The sequence below is a fragment of the Pseudomonas sp. P7779 genome (assembly GCF_013386315.1).
In the GTDB taxonomy this organism is placed as follows: domain Bacteria; phylum Pseudomonadota; class Gammaproteobacteria; order Pseudomonadales; family Pseudomonadaceae; genus Aquipseudomonas.
The window spans coordinates 1-23,718 of record NZ_JACARZ010000088.1 but is presented as its reverse complement, the minus strand read 5'-3'; the positions used below and the strand labels follow the sequence as shown (position 1 = coordinate 23,718).

General features: G+C 65.5%; 2 protein-coding genes. Both read left to right on the top strand.

From position 1 onward, the window contains the following. A partial coding sequence (locus tag HX869_RS24115; protein WP_178903760.1) for a non-ribosomal peptide synthetase occupies nt 1-12,725 on the top strand: 12,725 nt, incomplete at its 5' end. Next, nucleotides 12,722-23,718: non-ribosomal peptide synthetase (locus tag HX869_RS24110; protein ID WP_178903759.1), on the top strand; the 10,997-nt coding region annotated here is incomplete at its 3' end. The genes HX869_RS24115 and HX869_RS24110, both read left to right, overlap by 4 nt.

The following is a 23,718-nucleotide window of genomic DNA, read 5'->3' as shown; positions in this document are numbered from 1 at the left end:
CCCCGGACATGCTGCCCCTGGTCAACCTCGACCAACCCGCCATCGACCGCATCGTCGCCGCGATCCCCGGCGGGGCGGCGAATGTGCAGGATATCTACCCTCTGGCACCCCTCCAGGAAGGCATGCTCTACCACCATCTGTCAGCGCACCAGGGCGACCCCTACGTGCTGCACGCGCAGTTCGTGTTCGACAGCCGTGCCCGTCTTGAAACCTTCGCCCAGGCCTTGCAATGGGTCATCGACCGCCACGATATCCTGCGCACCTCGATGGCCTGGGATCGCCTCGACGAACCCCTGCAAGTCGTCTGGCGCAAGGCCTCGCTGGCCTGCGAAGAAGCCCGCCTCGACGGCGATGTACTGACCCAACTGCAAGCCCTCTACGACGCCCGCAACTACCGCATGGACCTCGGCCAGGCACCGCTGCTGCGCCTGGTGTTCGCCGAAGACCCGCGCAACCAGCGTGTGGTCGCCATGCTGCTGTTCCACCACACCATCCTCGACCACACCGCCCTCGACGTAGTGCGCCGGGAGATCCAGCTGCACCTCGCCGGCCAGACCGAACACGCCAGTGCACCGGTGCCGTTTCGCAACTACATCGCCCAGGTCCGCCATGGCGTCAGCGAACAGGCTCACGAAGCGTTCTTCCGCGAGATGCTGGCCGATATCGACGAGCCAACCCTGCCGTTCGGCCTGCAGGATGTGCAGGGTGACGGGCATGGCATCGACGAAACCCGCATTGCCGTCGACGGCGATCTAAGTCGCCGTCTAAGGGCCCAGGCGAGACCGTTGGGTGTCAGTCCCGCCAGTGTGATGCACCTGGCGCTGGCCCAGGTGCTGGGCAAGGTCTCGGCTCGCGAAGCCGTGGTATTTGGCAGCGTGATGCTCGGCCGCATGGGCGCGGGCGAGGGTGCCGACCAGGCCCTGGGCATGTTCATCAATACCCTGCCGCTGCGGGTGGATGTAGGCGAACAAGGCGTGCGCGCCGCCGTGCACACCACCCACAAGCGCCTGACCGAACTGCTCGATCACGAACACGCCTCCCTGGCCCTGGCCCAGCGTTGCAGCGGTGTGGCCGCACCCACGCCGTTGTTCAGTGCCATCCTCAATTACCGTCACAGCGATGCCTCGGACACCCAGGCGGTGATCGACATCGCCGAAGGCATCCAGGTGTTGGGCGCCGAAGAACGCACCAACTACCCGCTGACGGTCAACGTCGATGACCTGGGCGAAGGCTTTGCCTTTACCGTGATGGTGGACGCCTCCATCGGCGCGACGCGCATTGCCGGTTACCTGCACACCGCCCTGGAAAACCTGGTGCTGGCCCTGGAACAAACGCCAGATGCACCGTTGCACAACCTGGGCATCCTGCCTGCCGCCGAACGCCAGCATCTGCTGCATGGCCTTAACGCCAGCACCCAGCACTACGCCGATTCAGCCCTGATCCACCAGCAAGTCGAAGCTCATGCCGCCAGCCATCCCGAAGCCATCGCGCTGCGCTTTGAACACGAACACCTGAGCTACCGCGAGCTGAACGAGCGCGCCAACCAGGTTGCGCATTGCCTGCTCAAGCATGGCATCCGCCCCGACGACCGGGTGGCGATCTGTGTCGAACGCGGGCTGGAAATGATCATTGGCCTGCTGGGGATTCTCAAGGCTGGGGCGGGTTATGTGCCGATCGATCCGGCCTACCCGCTGGACCGTATCGCCTACACCCTGAAAGACAGCGCGCCGCTGGCGGTGCTGGTGCAGGACGACACCCGCCACCTGGTGGGCGACGTCACGTCGATCGACCTCAACAGCCTGCAGCACGAGCCCATCGTCAACCCCAACGTTGCAATCAGCGCGTCCAGCCTTGCCTATGTGATCTACACCTCCGGCTCTACCGGCCTGCCCAAGGGCGTGATGATCGAACACCGCAACGTCGCGCGACTGTTCAGCGCCACCGAGCATTGGTTCAAGTTCAACGCCAATGACACCTGGGCGCTGTTCCACTCGTTTGCCTTCGACTTCTCCGTGTGGGAGATCTGGGGCGCGCTGATGCATGGCGGGCAGTTGCTGGTGGTGCCGCAGTTGGTCAGCCGCTCGCCGGACGAGTGTTACGCACTGCTGTGCGAAGCCGGCGTCAGTATTCTCAACCAGACCCCGAGCGCGTTCCGCCAGTTGATCGCGGCGCAGGGCCGCAGCCAGCAACTGCACTCGCTGCGCCAGGTGATCTTCGGCGGTGAAGCCCTGGAACCGGGGATTCTCAAGCCGTGGTACGCCCGGGTGACCAACGCCGGTACGCGGTTGGTCAACATGTATGGCATCACCGAAACCACCGTGCATGTGACCTACCGTGCCCTGGAGGCGGCGGATGCACAGCGGGTGGGCGTGAGCCCGATTGGCGTGCGCATTCCCGACTTGCAACTGTATGTGCTGGACGCCCGCCGCGAACCGGTGCCGAGCGGCGTAGTCGGGGAGTTGTACGTCGGCGGTGCCGGCGTGGCGCGAGGTTATCTCAACCGCGATGAGCTGACGGCCGAACGTTTTTTGACGGATCCCGCAACCGGCCTGCGCCTGTACAAGACCGGTGACCTCGGCCGGATGCTGGCCGACGGCAGTGTCGAGTACCTGGGGCGCAACGACGACCAGGTGAAGATTCGCGGTTTCCGTATCGAACTGGGGGAAATCGAAGCACGCCTGGCCACCTGCGAAGGTGTGCGCGAAGCCGTGGTGATTGCCCGCGAAGACGAACCGGGCGACAAGCGCCTGGTGGCCTACGTGATTGCCCAGCCTGAACACACGCCCACTGCCGCTGAGCTGCGTGACCACCTGCTGCTGTCCCTCGCCGAGTACATGGTGCCCAGCGCCTTTGTGCTGCTCGACGCGTTCCCGCTTACCACCAACGGCAAGCTCGACCGCAAGGCCTTGCCGGCACCGGACGCCGATGCCCTGGCCCGTCGTGGTTATGAAGCGCCACAAGGCGCGGTGGAAACCGCGATCGCGAATCTCTGGCAAGACCTGCTGAAGGTCGACCGGGTCGGGCGCCAGGACAACTTTTTCGAGCTGGGCGGCCATTCGTTGCTGGCGGTCAAGCTGATCGAGCGCATGCGCCAGCTCGAGCTGAGCGCCGATGTGCGGGTGCTGTTCGGCCAGCCGACCCTGGCTGCGCTGGCCGCTGCGGTGGGCGGGCAACATGAAGTGCAGGTCCCGGCCAACCTGATCGGCGAAGCGACGCGGCACATCACCCCGGACATGCTGCCGCTGGTGAATCTCGACCAGCAGGCCATCGACCATATCATCGCCAGTGTCCCCGGCGGCATCGCCAACGTGCAGGACATCTACGGCCTGGCCGCGTTGCAGGCCGGCATCCTCTACCACCACCTGGCAACCACCGAAGGCGATCCCTACGTGTTGCAGGTGCAGTTCAGCTTCAGCGGCCATGAGCCGGTCGAGGCGTTTATCCGTGCGCTGCAAAGTGTGATCGAGCGCAACGATATCCTGCGTACCGGGATTGTCTGGGAAGGCCTGGACGAGCCGGTGCAGGTGGTCTTGCGCCAGGCGCTGCTGGTGGTTGAGCAGGTTGAAGCCGATCCTTTCAGTGCCGTATTGGCGCAACTGCAGGAACGCTTCGACCCACGCCACTACCGCCTCGACCTGTCCCGCGCCTCGTTGATGCGGTTTGCCTACGCCGAGGATCACGGCCGTTACGTCGGCATCCTGCTGCTGCACCACATCCTGCTGGACCACACCGCGTTGCAGGTGCTGGTGGAGGAAATGAGCGCGAGCCTTGCAGGCGAAACCGGCTTGCTGCCCGACGCCGTGCAGTACCGCAACTACGTGGCCCAGGCGCGCCTCGGTGTGAGCGCTGCGCAGCATGAGGCGTTCTTCAGCGAAATGCTCGGCGACATCGACGAGCCGACCCTGGCCTTCGGCTTGCAGGACGTGAACCGCGACGGCAGCGGTGTGCGCGAAGCGCACGTGGCGTTGGAACCGGCCCTCAGCCTGGGCCTTCGCGAGCAGGCCCGGCAACTGGGGGTGAGTGCCGCAAGCCTGGTGCACCTGGCATGGGCCCAGGTCCTCGGCCAGGTCTCGGGCCAGGACGACGTGGTCTTCGGCACCGTGCTGCTGGGCCGGCTGCACGGCGGCGAGGGCGCCGACCGGGCGCTGGGGATGTTCATCAATACCTTGCCGTTGCGGGTCAGTGTCGGCGCGGTGGGCGTGCAGGCTGGCGTGCGCGCCACCCATGCGCGGCTGGCACAGTTGCTGGGGCATGAACATGCCTCCTTGTCACTGGCCCAGCGATGCAGTGGCGTGTCCGGTGCGCTGCCATTGTTCAGCACCTTGCTCAACTACCGCCACAGCGCGCCGGGTGAAGCGCCGGGCGCCAGCCCGTTCGCCGACGCCGGGATCGAAATCCTCAGTTCCGAGGAGCGCAGCAACTACCCGCTGGTGCTGAACGTCGACGACCTCGGCGCAGGCTTTGCCCTGACCGTGCAAGGCGTGGCGGAGGTGGATGTGCAGCGCGTCGGCGACTACATGCTCAGCGCCTTGCGCAACCTGGCCACGGCACTGCAACAGGCGCCGACCACACCGCTGCATCAAGTGTCGATCCTGCCACCCGCCGAGCGGCATCAAGTGCTGGTGGACTTCAACGCCACTGCCCGCGCCTACCCGGCTACGCACACCGTGCACGGGATCTTCGAAGCCAGCGTCCTGACCAGCCCCGACGCGCTGGCGGTGGTGCACGGCGACGTGTCGCTGACGTACCGCGAACTCAACCTGCGGGCCAATCGCCTGGCCCACTATTTGATCGACCAGTGTGTAAAACCGGGCGACAGCGTGGCCATCGCGCTGCCACGTTCCATCGACCTGCTGGTCAGCCAGCTCGCCATCCTCAAGTGCGCGGCGGTGTACGTGCCGCTGGATATCAATGCACCGGACGAACGCCAGGCGTTCATGGTGCAGGACAGTCATGCCGGGCAGGTGCTGCGTGATCTCGACGGGCTGAACCTCGACAATCAGCCGACCCATAATCCGAACCTGTCCCAGTCTGCCGAAAGCGTGGCGTACATCATGTACACCTCCGGCTCAACCGGTGCGCCCAAGGGCGTGCAGGTGCCCCATCGCGCCGTCTCTCGATTGGTGATCAACAACGGCTACGCCGACTTCAATCACCGCGACCGGGTGGCCTTCGCCTCGAACCCGGCGTTCGACGCCAGCACCCTCGATGTGTGGGCGCCGTTGCTCAACGGCGGCTGCGTGGTGGTGGTCGAGCATGCCACGTTGCTGTCCCAGGCCGCGTTTGGCGCCCTGTTGCAGGAGCAATCCGTCAGCGTGTTGTGGATGACCGCCGGGCTGTTCCATCAGTACGCCGACGGGTTGATGCCGATGTTCCGGCAACTGCGCTACCTGATCGTCGGCGGCGATGTGCTCGACCCGCAGGTGATCGCCCGGGTGCTTGAGCACGGCGCGCCGCAGCACCTGCTGAATGGCTATGGCCCCACCGAAGCCACGACGTTTTCCACCACCTTCGAGATCAAGTCGGTGGGTGAGGGCGGTATTCCGATTGGTCGACCGATTGGCAACAGCCGTGCCTACGTGCTGGATGCACGGCAGCAGCCGGTGGCGTTGGGCGTGGTTGGCGAGCTGTACATCGGTGGCGCGGGTGTGGCCAAGGGTTACCTGAACCAGCCGCAATTGACCGCCGAGAAATTTATCGTCGACCCGTTCGGCGATGGGCTGCTGTACCGCACCGGCGACCTGGCGAGCTGGCAGGCGGACGGCACCTTGCTGTACCAGGGCCGCAACGACCATCAGCTGAAAATCCGGGGTTTCCGTATCGAGCCCGGTGAAATCGAAAGCTGCCTCGCCAGCTATTCCGGCGTGAAAGACACGGTGGTGCTGGCCCGTGAAGATGAGCCCGGCGACAAGCGCCTGGTGGCTTACTACACCGCCCAGGCGCCGCTGAGTATTGAAGCGTTGCGAGCGCACCTGCAAAGCCGGCTGCCGGACTACATGGTGCCGTCGGCCTATGTCTGGTTGGAACTGTTGCCGCTGACGGCGAATGGCAAGCTGGACCGCAAGGGCCTGCCTGCGCCGGATCAGGCGTCGCTGCTCAGCCGTGGTTTCGAAGCCCCGGAGGGCGAGGTGGAAACCCTGCTGGCGCAAATCTGGCAGGACGTGCTAAAGGTCGAGCGTGTCGGGCGTTTTGACCACTTCTTTGAACTCGGCGGCCATTCGTTGCTGGCGGTGAGCCTGATCGAGCGCATGCGCCAGGCCGGCCTGAGCGCCGATGTGCGGGTGCTGTTCAACCAGCCAAGCCTGGCGGCGCTGGCGGCGGCGGTGGGCAGTGGCCGGGAAATCGTGGTGCCGGCCAACGGCATTGCGCCTGGCTGCGAGCACATCACGCCGTCGATGCTGACCCTGGTCAAGCTGGACCAGCCGGCCATCGACCGCATCGTGGCGACGGTGCCCGGCGGTGCGGCCAACGTGCAGGATATCTACCCGCTGGCGCCGTTGCAGGAAGGCATCCTCTACCACCACATCAGCGCCGAACAGGGTGACCCCTACCTGCTGCAATCGCGCATGGCGTTTGACAGCGTCGAGCGTTTGCAGGCCTTCATGGGCGCGCTGCAAAAGGTCGTGGCGCGCCACGATATCCTGCGCACCAGCGTGGTGTGGGAAGGCTTGGACAGCCCGGTGCAAGTGGTGTGGCGCCAGGCCGAACTGGTGGTGCAGAACATCCCGCTGGACCCGGCCGATGGTGATGTGATCGAACAACTGCACGCGCGTTTTGATGCCCGCCACTATCGCCTGGATATCACCCAGGCGCCGCTGCTGCGCATGGTGTATGCGCAGGACCCGGCCAACCAGCGGGTCGCGGCGATCCTGCTGTTCCATCACCTGGCACTGGACCACACCGCCATGGAAGTGGTCGGCCAGGAAATGCGGGCGTTCCTGTTCAACCAGGCCGATGACTTGCCGACCGCGGCACCGTTCCGTCACTACGTGGCCCAGGCTCGCCTGGGTGTCAGCGCCCAGGAACACGAGCAGTTCTTCCGCGAAATGCTCGCCGATGTCGACGAGCCCACGCTGCCCTTCGGCGTGCAGGATGTGCAGGGCGATGGCCGGGATATCGAAGAGGCCGAATTGCCCGTCGATGCAGGGCTGGCGCTGCGGGTTCGGGAACAGGCGCGGCAACTGGGGGTCAGCGCTGCGAGCCTGATGCACCTCGCGTGGGCCCAGGTCCTCGGGCTGGTGTCGGGCCGTCAGGACGTGGTGTTCGGCACCGTATTGATGGGCCGCATGCAAGCCGGCGAAGGTGCCGACCGGGCATTGGGCATGTTCATCAACACCTTGCCGCTGCGGGTGGAGGTGGGTGCCGACGCGGTACGTGCCGGCGTCAAGGCGACCCACGCCCGTCTCAGTGCCTTGCTGGGCCATGAGCATGCATCCCTGGCGCTGGCCCAGCGGTGCAGCGGCGTGCCGAACTCGATGCCGTTGTTCAGTGCCTTGCTCAACTACCGCCACAGCACCCCGGGCGAAATGGCCCGCGACGGCCACGGTATCTGGGAAGGCGTGCAATTGCTCGGCGGCGAAGAACGCAGCAACTACCCGCTGACCTTGAGTGTGGATGACCTCGGTACGGGCTTCGGCTTGACGGTACTGGCGCTGGAATCCATCGGCGCGCAGCGCCTGTGCGACTCCATGCACAGTGCGCTGGAGCAACTGGTGGAGGCCCTTGAGCACGCGCCGCAAACGCTGTTGCATCAGTTGCCGGTACTGCCTGCCCGCGAACGCGAACACCTGCTGCGCAGCTTCAACGCCACCGCCCGCGACTACCCGCAAGGGCAGACCCTGCACGGCGCTTTCGAAGCCCAGGCCCTGCGCCTGCCGCAGGCGATTGCCGTGAGCCAGGACGGCCAGCACCTGACGTACCAACAGCTCAACCAATGCGCCAACCAATTGGCCCATCACTTGCTGGCGCTGGGCGTACAGCCCGACGACCGTGTGGCGATCTGCTGCCGACGCGGCCCGCAGATGCTGGCGGGCCTGCTGGCGATTCTCAAGGCGGGCGCGGCCTACGTCCCGGTAGACCCGGCCTATCCGGCCGAGCGCATCGCTTACCTGCTGCAAGACAGCGCACCGGTCGCGGTCCTGGCCGAAGAGAGCACCCGTGGCGTGCTCGGTGATATCGCCATCGTCGATCTGCATGGCGCCTATCCCGCCGGCACCAATCCCCACGTCGCCAGCCTGACCCCGGCGAACCTCGCCTATGTGATCTACACCTCCGGCTCCACCGGCCAGCCCAAAGGCGTGATGGTGGAACACCGCACCGTGGAAAACCTGGTGCATTGGCACTGTGAAGCCTTCGACCTGCAGGCCGGCAGCCACACCAGCAGCGTGGCCGGCTTCGGTTTCGATGCCATGGCCTGGGAAGTCTGGCCGGCATTGTGCGTGGGGGCGACCTTGCACCTGCCACCGGCCCATGTCGGCAATGAAAACATCGACGAACTGCTGGCCTGGTGGCTGGCCCAGCCGCTGGACGTGAGCTTCCTGCCCACCCCGGTGGCCGAGTACGCGTTCAGCCAGGACCTTGAGCACCCAAGCCTGCGCACCCTGTTGATCGGCGGTGATCGCCTGCGCCAGTTCAGCCATGAGCGACGTTTCGCGGTGATCAACAACTACGGCCCCACCGAAGCCACGGTGGTCGCCACCTCTGGCCGGGTGCGCGCCGGCCAGCCGCTGCATATCGGCAAGCCGATGGCCAATGCCACGGTGTACCTGCTGGATGCACAACAACGGCCGGTGCCGGTGGGTGTGGCCGGTGAGCTGTATGTAGGCGGCCGCGGCGTGGCCCGCGGCTACCTGAATCGCCCGGACCTGACCGCCGAGCGATTCCTCAATGACCCGTTCAACCCGGGCCGCATGTACCGCACCGGCGACCTGGCGCGCTGGCTGCCGGATGGCAACATTGAATATCTGGGCCGCAACGACGACCAGGTAAAAGTCCGGGGCGTGCGCGTCGAGCTGGGAGAAATCGAAACCCGCCTGGCCGCCGTCGACGGCGTCAAGGAAGCCGTGGTGCTGGTGCGCGACGGCCGCCTGGTGGCCTGGTTCACCCAGCAAACCCCGCTGGTTATCGAAACCCTGCGCGCCGAGCTGCACAGCCAACTGCCCGAGGCCATGGTGCCGGTGGCCTACGTCAAACTCGACAGCTGGCCGTTGACCGCCAACGGCAAGCTTGACCGCAAGGCGCTGCCGGCACCGGATCAGGCCGCCGTGCTCAGCCGGGAATATGAAGCCCCACGCGGCGAAGTCGAGACCACCCTGGCGCGGATCTGGGCCGAGGTGTTGCAGGTGGAGCAAGTGGGCCGCCATGACCACTTCTTCGAGCTGGGCGGCCATTCCTTGCTGGCGGTAAGCCTGATCGAGCGCATGCGCCAGGCCGGCCTCAGCGCCGATGTGCGGGTGCTGTTCAGCCAGCCGACGCTGGCGGCATTGGCAGCGGCAGTGGGCAGTGGCCGGGAAGTGGTGGTGCCGGTGAATGCCATCGCCGCCGATTGCCCGCGCATCACGCCCTCGATGCTGCCATTGGTGGAGCTGGATCAGCCGATGATCGACCAGATCGTCGCCAGCGTGCCGGGTGGCGCCGCCAACGTGCAGGATATTTACCCGCTGGCACCGTTACAGGAAGGCATTCTTTACCACTACATCACGGCGGAGCAGGGCGATCCGTACCTGCTGCAATCGCACCTGGCATTCGATACCCAGGCGCGCCTGGACAGCTTCGCCCAGGCCTTGCAGCAGGTGATCGACCGCCACGACATCCTGCGTACCGGTGTGGTCTGGGAAGGCTTGGCGCAGCCGGTGCAAGTGGTGTGGCGCAAGGCTCGATTGACGGTCGAAGCGCTGCATCTGGACGGTGATGTGCTGGCCGGCCTGCATCAGCGTTTCGACGCCCGGCGCTACCGGCTGGACATCGCCCAGGCGCCGCTGATTCGCCTGATGTACGCCAACGACCCGGCCAATCAGCGGGTGGTGGCGGTACTGCTGTATCACCACATCGTGCTGGACCACACCGCGTTCGACGTGGTGCTGCGGGAAATGCAGGGCTACCTGCTGGGGCACCCCGCACCGCAGGCCGCGCCGATGCCTTATCGCAACTACGTGGCGCAGGCGCGACTGGGTGTCAGCGAGCAGGAGCATGAAGGGTTCTTCCGCGAGATGCTTGGCGATATCCATGAGCCAACGCTGCCGTTTGGCTTGCAGGATGTGCAGGGCGATGGTCGGGATATCGAAGAATTCACGCATCACCTGGACGCTGCCGTCAGCCGGCGCCTCAGGGCCCAGGCACGCCTGCTGGGCGTGAGCACCGCGAGCCTGTTCCACCTGGCATGGGCGCAGGTGTTGGCGGTGACGTCGGGCAAGCCGAATGTGGTGTTTGGCACGGTGCTGGTCGGCCGGATGCAGGGCGGCGAGGGCGCGGACCGGGCCCTTGGCGTGTTCATCAACACCCTGCCATTGCGCCTGGATATCGACGGGCAAGGCGCGCGCGATAGCGTGCGCAGCACCCATGCCCGGCTCACCGCGCTGCTGGGCCATGAACATGCTTCCCTGGCCCTGGCCCAGCGTTGCAGCGGGGTGGCGGCGCCGCTGCCGCTGTTCAGCTCGATGCTCAATTATCGCCACCGGGGCGGCGCCACCCGTTCACAGGACGCGCAGCACGCCTGGGAAGGCATGCAGACCCTGACCAATGACGGGCGCACCAACTATCCGTTGACCCTGAACGTCGATGACCTGGGTGATGGTTATGACTTCACCGCGTTGACCCCGGCCCAGGTAGGCGCACAACGGGTCTGCGGTTATATGCAGATGGCGTTGACCCAGTTGGTGGAGGCCCTGGAGCACGCGCCGCACCAGGCCCTTGACCGCCTGCCGATCCTGGGGGATGCAGAGCGTCAGCAACTGCTGTTTGATTTCAATGCCACCGAGGTTGACTACGACCTGGCGCAGACCCTGCACGGCCTGTTCGAGGCCCAGGTCGAGCGCACGCCGGATGCATTGGCGGTGAAGGCGGGTGAGCAATGCCTGACCTATGCCGAGCTGAACCAGCGCGCCAACCAACTGGCGCACCACCTGCGGGAACTGGGCGTGCAGCCGGATGCGCGGGTGGCGATTTGCGTCGAGCGTGGACTGGAGATGGTCATCGGTCTGTTTGCGATCCTCAAGGCCGGCGGTGGTTATGTGCCGCTGGACCCGGCGTACCCGCTGGATCGCCTCGCCTACATGCTGCAAGACAGCCAGCCCGCGGCGCTGCTGGTGCAGGGCGCTACCCGTTCGTTGCTGGGCGACGTGACGGTGCCGGTGGTGGACCTCGACCAGAACACCTGGGCGCACCAGCCGGTGTCCAACCCACAGGTTCCCGGGTTGACCACGCAGCACCAGGCCTACGTGATCTACACCTCCGGCTCCACCGGCCAACCCAAGGGCGTGATCAACGAGCACGCGGGTGTGGTCAACCGCCTGCTGTGGATGCAGGACGCCTACGGCCTGAACGCCACTGATGCGGTACTGCAGAAAACCCCGTTCAGCTTCGATGTGTCGGTGTGGGAGTTCTTCTGGCCCCTGTTCACCGGTGCGCGGCTGGTCATGGCACGCCCCGGCGGGCACAAGGAGCCGGCTTACCTGTGCGAGGTGATTGCGGCAGAACAGATCACCACCTTGCACTTCGTGCCGTCGATGCTCGATGTGTTCCTGGCCCACGGTGATGTCAGCCAGGGCGCCGGGCTGCTGCGGGTGATGTGCAGCGGCGAAGCCTTGCCCGGCAGCCTGGTGCGGCGCTTCAAGCAGCAATTGCCCGGCATCGGCCTGTACAACCTCTATGGCCCGACGGAAGCCGCAGTGGATGTGACCGCCTGGAACTGCGCCAGGCCCGTGGTGCCGGACAACACGCCTATCGGCAAGCCGATTGCCAACACCCGCATGTACCTGCTGGATGCCCGGTTGCAACCGGTGCCGCTGGGCGTGGTGGGCGAGCTGTTTATCGCCGGTGTGCAAGTGGCTCGCGGCTACCTGCACCGTCCCGAGCTGACGGCCGAGCGCTTCCTCAAGGACCCGTTCAACCCAGGCCGGATGTACCGCACCGGTGACGTCGGGCGCTACCTGCCGGATGGCAATATCGAGTACCTGGGCCGTAATGACGACCAGGTGAAAATCCGTGGCCTGCGTATCGAACTCGGAGAAATCCAGGCGCGGCTGACCGAGTACCCACAGGTGAAGGAAGCGGCCGTGTTGGCCCGCGACGAACGCCTGGTGGCGTACTACACCGGCGTGCCAGCCGATATCGAACAGTTGCGGGCGCACCTGCTGGCGCGCTTGCCGGACTTCATGGTGCCCGCGGTATTCGTCCATCTCGACGCTCTGCCCCTGAGCCCCAACGGCAAGCTCGACCGCAAGGCCTTGCCGGCGCCGGGTGTGGAATCGCTGATCGTGCGCGAGTACGAAGCCCCGGTGGGCGCTACCGAAATCACCCTGGCGCGGCTGTGGGCCGAGCTGCTGAAGGTGGAGCGGGTCGGGCGTCACGACAACTTTTTCGAGCTGGGCGGGCACTCGTTGCTGGCCGTCAGCTTGATCGGACGCTTGCGTCAGGAAGGCATGGAAGCCGATGTGCGGGGCCTGTTCGAACAGCCGACCCTGGCCGGCTACGCCGCAATTACCGAACGAATGGAGATCGTCCTGTGAGCATCATCGAACTGTTGGCGACACTCAAGGCCAAAGATGTGCAACTGGCGCTCAAGGGCGATCAGTTGTCGGTGCAAGGCAACAAGCAGGCCCTGAGCGACGCGGCACTGGTGGCCTCGCTGCGCGAACACAAGCCGGCGCTGATCGAGCTGATCAAGGCCGGGGAGTACTCGGCCACCAAGGCCGGTGAGGTGCAGGTGCCGGCCAATGGCATTCCACCGGGCGCTACCTCGATTACCCCGCAGATGCTGAGCCTGTCGACCCTCAGCCAGGCGTCCATCGATCGCATCCTCGAGACCGTCGAGGGTGGCGTCGCCAATGTGCAGGACATCTACCCGCTGGCACCGTTGCAGGAGGGCATCCTCTACCATCATGTGAGTGCCGAACACGGCGACCCGTACATCATGCAGTCGCTGTTTGCCTTCGACAGCCTTGAGCGTTTCGAGGGCTTTGCCCTGGCCTTGCAACAGGTGATCGACCGTCACGACATCCTGCGGACCGGCGTGGTGTGGGAAGGCCTGGAAGAGCCGTCGCAAGTGGTCTGGCGCACGGCGCGCCTGCCGGTGCAGGCGATTGAACTGGACCCGGCAGACGGCGATATCGCCGCCCAGTTGCATCGCCTGTTCGATGGCCGCCACTACCGCATGGACGTGACCCGCGCGCCGCTGCTGCGCCTGGTGCGGGCCTGGGATGAAGCCGGCCAACGGGTGGTGGCGATGCTGTTGTTCCACCACATGGCCCTGGACCACAGCGCGCTGGAAGTGGTCTGCCACGAGATGCAAGCCTGCCTGCTGGGCAGGGCGGCTGAACTGGGCCAGGCGGTGCCGTTTCGCAACTATGTCGCCCAGGCGCGCCTGGGCATCAGCGAGCAGGAGCACGAAGGGTTCTTCCGGCAGATGCTCGGCGACATCAGCGAGCCGACCTTGCCCTACGGCCTGCAGGATGTGCAGGGCGACGGCGACAACATCCAGGAGATCAGCCTGCCGCTGGCCCCGGAGCTGAGCCGGCGCTTGCGCGCCCAGGCCCGGCAGTTGGGCGTCAGCGCCGCGAGCCTGTTCCACATGGGCTGGGCCCAGGTGCTGGGGGTGCTGGCGGGCAAGGAACAGGTGGTGTTCGGCACGGTGCTGATGGGCCGCATGCAGGGCAGCCACGACACCGACCGTGCCCTGGGGATCTTTATCAACACCTTGCCATTGCGGGTGGATGTAGGCGCCGAAGACGTGCGCACCGGGGTCAAGGCGACCCATGCCCGGCTGACCACCTTGCTGCGTCACGAACACGCGGCGCTGGCCCTGGCCCAGCGTTGCAGCGGTGTAGTGGCGCCGACGCCGCTGTTCAGCGCGTTGCTCAACTACCGCCATAGCGCAGGCGGCGCGAGCGCCGAAGCGGTCTCGGCCTGGCAGGGTATTCAAGCGTTGCGCTCCGAGGAACGCACCAACTACCCGTTGACCCTGAGCGTCGACGACCTGGGCGAAGACTTCAGCCTGAGCCTGTTGGCCAGCGCCCAGGTTGATCCGCAGCGGGTGTGCGCTTATCTGCAAACTGCCCTGGGGAACCTGGTTCAGGCGCTGGAACAGGCACCCGAAACACCCTTGAATCGCTTGTCGGTGTTGCCCGAGGCGGAGCAGCGGCACTTGCTGGAGCAGTTCAACGCGACAGCCATCGACTTCCCGCAAGGCACCACCCTGCATGGGCGTATCGAGGCCCAGACCCTGCTGACCCCGGACGCGGTGGCCGCGGTGTATCAAGGCCGCCAGCTGACCTACGCCGAGTTGAATCAACAAGCCAACCTGCTGGCCCATCACCTGCTGGCGCTGGGGGTAAAACCCGACGATCGCGTGGCCATCGTTGCCCGGCGCGGGCTGGACACCCTGGCCGGGTTGCTGGCGATCCTCAAGTCCGGCGCCTGCTATGTACCGGTGGACCCGTCGCACCCGGCCGAGCGCCTGAGCTACCTGCTCGGCGACAGCGCCCCGGTCGCGGTACTGACCCAACATGCATTGCTGGAGCGCCTGCCCGCGCTCGATGTGCCGGTGATCAACCTGGACCGTTTTACCTGGCACCACCATTCGGCGAGCAACCCGCAGGTGGCCGTCACGCCCGCCAACCTGGCCTACGTGATCTACACCTCCGGCTCCACCGGCCTGCCCAAGGGCGTGATGGTGGAACATCACACCGTGGCCAACCTGGTGGACTGGCACTGCACGGCGTTTGACCTGTGCGCAGGCCGCCACACCGCGAGCGTTGCCGGGTTTGGCTTTGACGCGATGGCCTGGGAAGTCTGGCCGGCACTGTGCGTGGGGGCCACCTTGCACCTGCCGCCGGCCCACGACGGCGCTGAAGATATCGACGCGCTGCTGGACTGGTGGCGCGCACAACCGCTGGACGTGTGTTTCCTGCCCACGCCGGTGGCCGAATATGCGTTCAGCCAGAACATTGAGCACCCGACCCTGCGCACCTTGCTGATTGGCGGCGACCGCCTGCGCCAGTTCACCCGGGCCCAGCGTTTCGAGGTGATCAACAACTACGGCCCCACCGAAGCCACGGTGGTGGCGACCTCCGGGCGGATCGAGCCCGGGCAGCCGTTGCATATCGGCAAGCCCATTTCCAATGCCACGGTTTACCTGCTGGACGAACAGCAGCGCCCGGTGCCCTTGGGGGTTGCCGGTGAACTGTATGTGGGCGGCAAGGGCGTGGCGCGGGGTTACCTCAATCGCCCGGAAATGACCGCCGAACGTTTCCTGGATGACCCATTCAATTCGGGCCGCATGTACCGCACCGGCGACCTCGCGCGCTGGTTGCCGGACGGAAATATCGAGTACCTGGGCCGCAACGACGACCAGGTGAAAATCCGCGGTGTGCGCATCGAACTGGGAGAAATCGAAACCCGCCTCAACCAACTGCCCGGTCTCCAGGAAGCCGTGGTGCTGGCCCGTGAAGACCAACCGGGCCAGCCACGGCTGGTGGCTTACTTCACCGAAAACCCGCAATTCGAGCCGCTTCAGGTTGGCGCGATTCGCGCCCATCTGGTGGCGCACTTGCCGGACTACATGGTGCCGGTGGCCTACGTGAAACTCGATGCGTTGCTCCTGACCGCCAACGGCAAACTGGACCGCAAGGCGCTGCCAAAGCCGGACCTGGCCGCCGTCTTCACTCGCGAATACGAGGCGCCTCATAACGATATCGAAACCGTCCTCGCGCAGATCTGGGCCGATGTGTTGCAAGTGGAACGTGTTGGGCGCCAGGATCATTTCTTTGAGTTGGGCGGCCATTCGTTGCTGGCCATGCGCATGGTGTCCCAGGTTCGCCAGCAACTGGGGGTCGACCTGGCACTGGGCGAACTGTTCGCCAATGCCGAACTGGCGGCGGTGGCGCAGGTAGTGGCCCAGGCCGGGCGCAGCACCTTGCCGGATATCCTGCCGGCGGCGCGGGACACGGAGTTGCCGTTGTCGTTTGCCCAGCAACGCCTGTGGTTCCTGGCGCTGATGGAGGGCGCCAACACCGCCTACAACATTCCCATCGGCCTGCGCCTGCGCGGGCAGTTGCACGTCGACGCGCTGCAACGGGCCCTGGCGCGGATCGTCGCGCGGCATGAGACCTTGCGCAGCCGGTTTGCCCAGCAGGATGACGACGCCCAGGTGCTGATCGTGCCGCCTGAAGAGGTGATGCCCCTGCAAGTCCAGGACCTGCGTCGTCACCCCGAAGCACAGCAGGTGCTTGACGCGTTGATCCAGGGCGAAGCCTCGGCGCCTTTTGATTTGCAGCGCGGCCCGCTGTTGCGCGGGCGCCTGGTGATCATGGCCGACGATCACCACGTATTGCTGCTGACTATCCACCACATCGTGTCCGATGGCTGGTCCATGGGCGTGCTGACCCGCGAACTGATGGCGCTGTACCAGGCGTTCAGCCACGATGAGGCTGACCCACTGCCGCCGTTGCCGATCCAGTACAGCGACTTTGCCGTATGGCAGCGCCTGTGGCTGAGCGGCGAAGTGCTGCATCGCCAGAGCAGCTACTGGCAACACACCCTGGACGGTGCGCCGGCGCTGCTGATGCTGCCAACCGACCGTCCGCGTCCGGCCCAGCAGGACTACGCCGGCAGCAGCGTCGAGGTGCACCTGGATGAGCGCCTGAGCGCCGGGCTCAAGGCCCTCAGCCAGCGCCACGGCACCACGCTGTACATGGTGATGATGATGGCGTGGGCCTCGTTGCTCGCGCGTTTGGCCGGGCAGGAGGAAGTGGTGATCGGCTCGCCGGTCGCCAACCGCCAGCGGGCCGAGGTGGAAGGCCTGATCGGGTTGTTCGTCAACACCCTGGCAGTGCGCATTGATACCTCGGGCGAACTGAGTGCCGAGGCGCTGCTGGCGCGGGTCAAGGGGCTGGCGCTGGACGCCCAGGCTCATCAGGATCTGCCGTTTGAGCAGGTGGTGGAAATCACCCGGCCATTGCGCAGCCTGGCCCATAGCCCGCTGTTCCAGACGATGTTGACCTGGCAGGACAGTGACGCGCCGGTGCTGGCTCTGGGCGACCTGAGCCTTGAAGGCATTGTGGAGGACAGTCACTTTGCCAAGTTCGACCTGTCCCTGAACCTCGGCGAGACCCGGGGCGAAATTCGCGGCACCCTGGAATACGCCATCGCGTTGTTCGACGAGTCGACCATGCAACGCTATGTCGGCTATTTCACCCGCGTGCTGCAGGCCATGGTGGATAACGATCAGGCGGTGCTGGAGCAGGCTGACTTGCTGGACGATCAGGAGCGCCAGCATCTGCTGTTCGACTTCAATAACACCACAGTGGATTACAACCTCGACCAGACGCTGCACGGTATGTTCGAAGCCCAGGTGGCGAGAACGCCGGATGCGCTTGCGGTGAAGGCAGGCTCGGAGTGCCTGAGCTATCGCGAGCTGAACGAACGGGCCAATCAGTTGGCGCACCATCTGCGGGAGCTGGGTGTACAGCCGGATTCGCGGGTGGCGATTTGCGTCGAGCGCGGCCTGGAGATGGTCATCGGCCTGTTCGCAATCCTCAAGGCGGGCGGCGGTTATGTGCCGCTGGACCCGGCGTATCCGCTGGAACGTATCGCCTACATGCTCAAGGACAGCGCCCCGGCCGCCGTGCTGGTGCAGGGCGAAACCCGTTCGTTGCTGGGCGACGTCACGGTGCCGCTGGTGGACCTGGACCGGAACACCTGGCAGCACCAATCAACGTCCAACCCACGAGTGGATGGGCTGACCGCGCAGCATCAGGCCTACGTGATCTACACCTCGGGTTCTACCGGCCAACCGAAAGGCGTGATCAACGAGCACGCGGGCGTGGTCAACCGCCTGCTGTGGATGCAGGACGAGTACGGACTGACTGCCCAGGACAGGGTGTTGCAGAAAACCCCGTTCAGCTTCGACGTGTCGGTGTGGGAGTTCTTCTGGCCGTTGTTCACCGGCGCGCGGTTGGTGATGGCGCGTCCTGGCGGGCATAAAGACCCGGCCTACCTGTGTGAGGTGATCGAGGCGGAGCAGATCACCACGCTGCACTTTGTGCCATCGATGCTCGATGTGTTCCTGGCCCACGGCGACGTCAGCCAGAGCGCCGGGATGGTGCGGGTGATGTGCAGTGGTGAAGCGTTGCCCGGCAGCCTGGTGCGCCGCTTCAAACAGCAGTTGCCGGGCATCGGTTTGTACAACCTTTATGGCCCGACGGAAGCGGCGGTGGACGTGACGGCGTGGGATTGCGCCGGGCCCGTCACGCCGGACAACACCCCCATCGGCAAGCCGATTGCCAACACCCGCATGTACCTGCTGGACGGGCAGTTGCAGCCTGTTCCATTGGGTGTGGTGGGCGAGCTGTTCATCGGCGGTGTGCAAGTGGCCCGGGGTTACCTGCACCGTCCTGAGCTGACGGCCGAGCGCTTCCTCAAGGACCCGTTCAGCGCGGGCCGGATGTACCGCACCGGCGACGTCGGGCGCTACCTGCCGGACGGCACCATCGAGTATTTGGGCCGCAATGACGACCAGGTGAAAATCCGTGGCTTGCGCATCGAACTGGGGGAGATCCAGGCGCGACTGCTGCAATTCCCGCAGATCAACGAAGCCGCCGTGGTCGCCCGCGATTCACGGCTGGTGGCTTACTACACCGGCGTGCCGGCGCAAATCGACGCTTTGCGCAGCCATTTGCTGGAACACCTGCCGGACTACATGGTACCGGCCACCTTCATGCACCTGGACGCCTTGCCCCTGAGCCCCAATGGCAAGCTCGACCGCAAGGCACTGCCGGCGCCGGGTCTGGAATCGGTGAGCGCCCGGGAGTACGTCGCGCCTGTGGGTGAGACCGAAATCACCTTGGCCGGCCTCTGGGCTGATTTGCTCAAGGTGGAGCGTGTCGGTCGGCACGACCATTTCTTCGAGCTGGGCGGCCATTCGCTGCTGGCCGCCAGCCTGATCGGCCGCATGCGTCGGGTCGGGTTGTCGGCGGATGTGAAAGTCCTGTTTGGTCAACCCACCCTTGCAGCCTTGGCTGCTGCCGTGGGTGGTGGTCGCGAAGTGGTGGTGCCGGCCAATGGGATTGCCGCGGATTGCACGCGGATCACCCCGGACATGCTGACGCTGGTGAACCTGAAGCAACCCGCCATCGACCGCCTTGTCGCGACCATTCCCGGTGGCGCGGCCAACGTTCAGGACATTTACCCGCTGGCGCCGTTGCAGGCCGGGATCCTGTATCACCACCGCGCAGTGCAACAGGGTGACGCGTACCTGTTACAGGCGCAGTTTGCCTTCGCCAGCGTCGAGCGCCTTGAAGCGTTTGCCCAGGCGTTGCAAGCGGTGATCGAGCGGCAGGATATCCTGCGCTCGTCGATGCACTGGGACGGGCTGGAAGAACCGGTGCAAGTAGTGTGGCGCCGGGCGTCGTTGCAGGTCGAGGCGATTCAGGCGACGGGCGATGCGCTGGAGCACTTGCAGGCGCGCTTCCATCAGCACCGCCTGGACCTGGGACAGGCACCGTTGATGCGCCTGGTGTACGCCGAAGACCCGGCCAACCAGCGGGTGGTTGCGTTGTTGCTGTTCCATCATCTGGTGATGGACCACGTGGCGCTGGAAGTATTGCAGCACGAGATGCAAGCCTGTCTATTGGGCCGGTGCGAGCAATTGGGTGCGGCGGTGCCGTATCGCAATTATGTGGCGCAGACGCGGTTGGGCATGCGTGAGGAAGAGCACGAAGCGTTCTTCCGCGAGATGCTCGGGGAGGTCGATGAGCCGACGCTGGCATTGAGTGCACCGGGTGAAGCGCAACAGGCACATTTGCGCGTCGACCCGCTGTTGAACGGGCGCCTGCGCACCCTGGCACGGCAGCTTGGGGTGAGTGCTGCGAGCCTGATGCACCTGGCCTGGGCGCAGGTGCTGGGCAAGGTTTCCGGCCGCGAGCAGGTGGTGTTCGGCACCGTATTGCTGGGCCGGCTGCAAGGCGGCGAAGGCGCCGAACGTGCCTTGGGCGTGTTCATCAACACCTTGCCGCTGCGGGTCGACCTGGGTGAGCGCACGGTGCACGCAGCGCTGATGGCCACCCACGCAAGCCTGACCCGGTTGCTCAGTCACGAACATGCGCCACTGGCCCTGGCCCAGCGTTGCAGCGGGCTGCCGGCCAATACGCCGCTGTTCAGCGTGCTGTTCAACTATCGCCATAGCGCCCCGCACGCTGGCGGCGTAGCCGAGGCGTGGCAGGGCATGCAGGTGCTCAAGGCCGAGGAACGTACCAACTTTGCGCTGTCCCTGAGTGTCGATGACCTGGGCGACGGGTTTGGCTTTGACGCCATGGGGCAGGGCGCGCCACGCCTCTGCGAGTACCTGCATGTTGCCCTGGAGCAACTGGTGCAGGCCCTGGAACAGAATGCAGGGGGCTCAATCAGCCAACTGTCGATTCTGCCGGCGGCGGAGCGTGAAAAACTGCGGATGGAATTCAACGCCACCCAGCGCGAATTCCCTCACGAACATACGGTGCAGCGTTTGTTCGAAGCCCAGGCGCAGGCACGCCCGGGTGCTATCGCAGTGGTGCATGGTGAACACACCCTGAGTTACGGCGCGCTGAACACCCGCGCCAACCAGTTGGCGCACCACCTGCGCAACCTGGGCGTGCAGCCCGGCGACCATGTGGCGATCCTGTTGCCGCGCTCGATTGACCTGTTGCTCAGCCAACTGGCAATCCTCAAATGCGCGGCGGCCTACGTGCCGCTGGACATCAACGCCCCGGCCGAGCGCCAGGCCTTTATGGTGCAGGACAGTGGCGCGGTGTGGCTGTTGACCCACAGCAGCGAGCCTGTCGCTTACCCAGCCCGACGTATCGACCTCGACACCCTGGCGCTGGACCCGCAACCGAGCCACAACCCGGACCTGTCGCAGTCCTCGGAGCGCGTGGCGTACATCATGTACACCTCCGGCTCCACCGGCACTCCCAAAGGCGTTCTGGTACCGCACCGGGGCATCACGCGGCTGGTGATCAATAACGGCTACGCCGATTTCAACGCCCATGACCGCGTGGCGTTCGCTTCCAATCCGGCGTTCGACGCGAGCACCATGGACGTGTGGGGCCCCTTGCTCAACGGCGGCCAGGTGCTGGTGATCGACCATGCGACCTTGCTCGACCCCGGCGCGTTTGGCCGGGCACTGAAGGCGGGCGGGGCGACGATCCTGTTCGTCACCACTGCGCTGTTCAACCAGTATGTGCAATTGATTCCCGACGCGTTGGCCGGGCTGCGCATCCTGTTGTGCGGCGGCGAACGGGCCGACCCGGCGGCGTTCCGCAGCCTGCTGGCCCAGGCGCCGGCACTGCGGCTGGTGCATTGCTACGGCCCGACGGAAACCACCACTTACGCCACCACGCATGAAGTGCAGGCCATCGCCGCCGATGCCGAAAGCGTGCCGATCGGCAGGCCGATTGCCAACACGCAAATCCACCTGCTGGATGCGCACTTGCAGCCGGTGCCGCTGGGCGTGGTCGGGGAAATCTGCATTGGCGGGCATGGCGTGGCCAAGGGGTACCTGAACCGGCCGGAGCTGACGGCCGAGAAGTTTGTCGATGATCCGTTTGGCGATGGCTTGTTGTACCGCACCGGCGACCTTGGGCGCTGGTCGGCGGACGGACTGCTGGAGTGCATCGGGCGTAATGACGACCAGGTGAAGATCCGCGGCTTCCGCATCGAGTTGGGCGAGATCGAAGCACGCCTGGCCACCTGCAGCGGCATCAAGGATGTGGTGGTGCTGGCACGAGAAGATGCGCCGGGGGACAAGCGCCTGGTGGCGTACTACACCGGCGAGCCGCTGGCCATCGAAGTGTTGCGCAGTCATCTGCTGCAGCACCTGCCGGACTACATGGTGCCATCGGCCTATGTACCGCTGGAAAAAATGCCCCTGACAGCCAACGGCAAGGTCGACCGCAAGGCCCTGCCGGTGCCCGCGCTGGAGGCATCGGCGAGCCGCGTGTTCGAGGCGCCGGCGAACGAGCTGGAACAGACCCTGGCACGCCTCTGGGCCGAGGTGTTGCGGCTGGAGCAGGTCGGTCGGCATGACAGTTTCTTTGAACTGGGTGGCCATTCGTTGCTGGCGATCCGGCTGGTCAACCTGATGGAAGAGGCGGGGCTTGAGGTGTCGTTGGCCGAGCTGTTCCAGCACGCCAGCGTGGCCTCGGTTGCCTCGATGCTCGGTCAGCGCACGGCGCGGGAGAACAACAGCTCGCTGATCACCGTACGCGCCAGCGGCAGCCAGCCGCCGTTGTTCCTGGTGCATGAGTTCAGCGGCATGGACGTGTATTTCCCGGCGCTGGGCCGGCACCTGCCGGGGGACTACCCGATCTATGGCCTGCCCGGTACGCCCCTTGGCGAGGTGCAGTTGCAGACCATGGAAGGCCTGGCGGCGCGGCTGGTGGGGATTATCCGCTCGGTGCAGCCCCATGGGCCGTATCGGCTGGCGGGTTGGTCGTTCGGCGGGGTGTTGGCCTATGAAGTGGCGATGCAACTGCAGGGGCTGGACGAACCGGTGGCATTCCTCGGGTTGATCGACAGCTACGTGCCGCGCATGACCGACCAGGGCAAGGCGCGCTGGAGCGGGCCGGATGCCCTCAAGCGGCATTTGCTGTTGCAGTGCACGGCGTATTGGAAGGCACAGGGAGGTGTGGATGAGTTGGCGAGCCTTGAGCAACTGGAAGCGGACATTGGACAGCTGGACTTTGCGGGTTTGCTGCAACGCTGCCGCGATCGGCATTTGTTGTACGCGCAGATGGCGGCGGCTTCGGACGCGGACCTGTTGAGTTTTATCCAGCGGGAAGTCGGGCATGGGCATGCGTTGGCGCATTACAGCCTGTTCCCGATGCCGCTGGCGGTGCACTTGTTCAGCGCCGCCGAGCGGCCGACGGAACTCTCGCGGCGCAGCCTGGATTTGGGATGGGATGAGGCACTGGCCGTGGGGCAATTGCGCCGCATTGAGGTGCCGGGGGATCACCAGAGCATGATGCAGGCACCGCATATCCAGGCGCTGGGGCAGGCGATGGGTGAGGCCCTGGCGTTGAGTGAGGCGCCGGCGGTGGCGGTGCATCAGCCGTTGTCGCGGATCCAGAGTGGTCGCGCCGGGCAGGCACCGATCTTCTGTGTGCCGGGGGCGGGGGATAGCGTGACGGGGTTTGTAGGGTTGACCGAGGCGTTGGGACGGGACTGGCCGATCTTTGGCTTGCAGCCCCGTGGGCTGGATGGGGAGGTGGTGCCCCATAGCCAGGTTGAGGCGGCGGCGCGCTGTTATTTGCAGGCCCTGGAGCAGGAATGTCCTTCGGGGCCAGTGCATTTGGTGGGGCATTCGTTTGGCGGTTGGGTGGTGTTCGAGATGGCCACGCGGTTGCAGGCTCAGGGGCGTGAGGTGGCGTCGTTGACGTTGATCGACAGCGAGGCGCCCGGGGGCAATGGGGTGGTGGGCCGGCCCTATACCACGACGGCGGCGTTGTTGCGGTTGGTGGAGTCGATGCA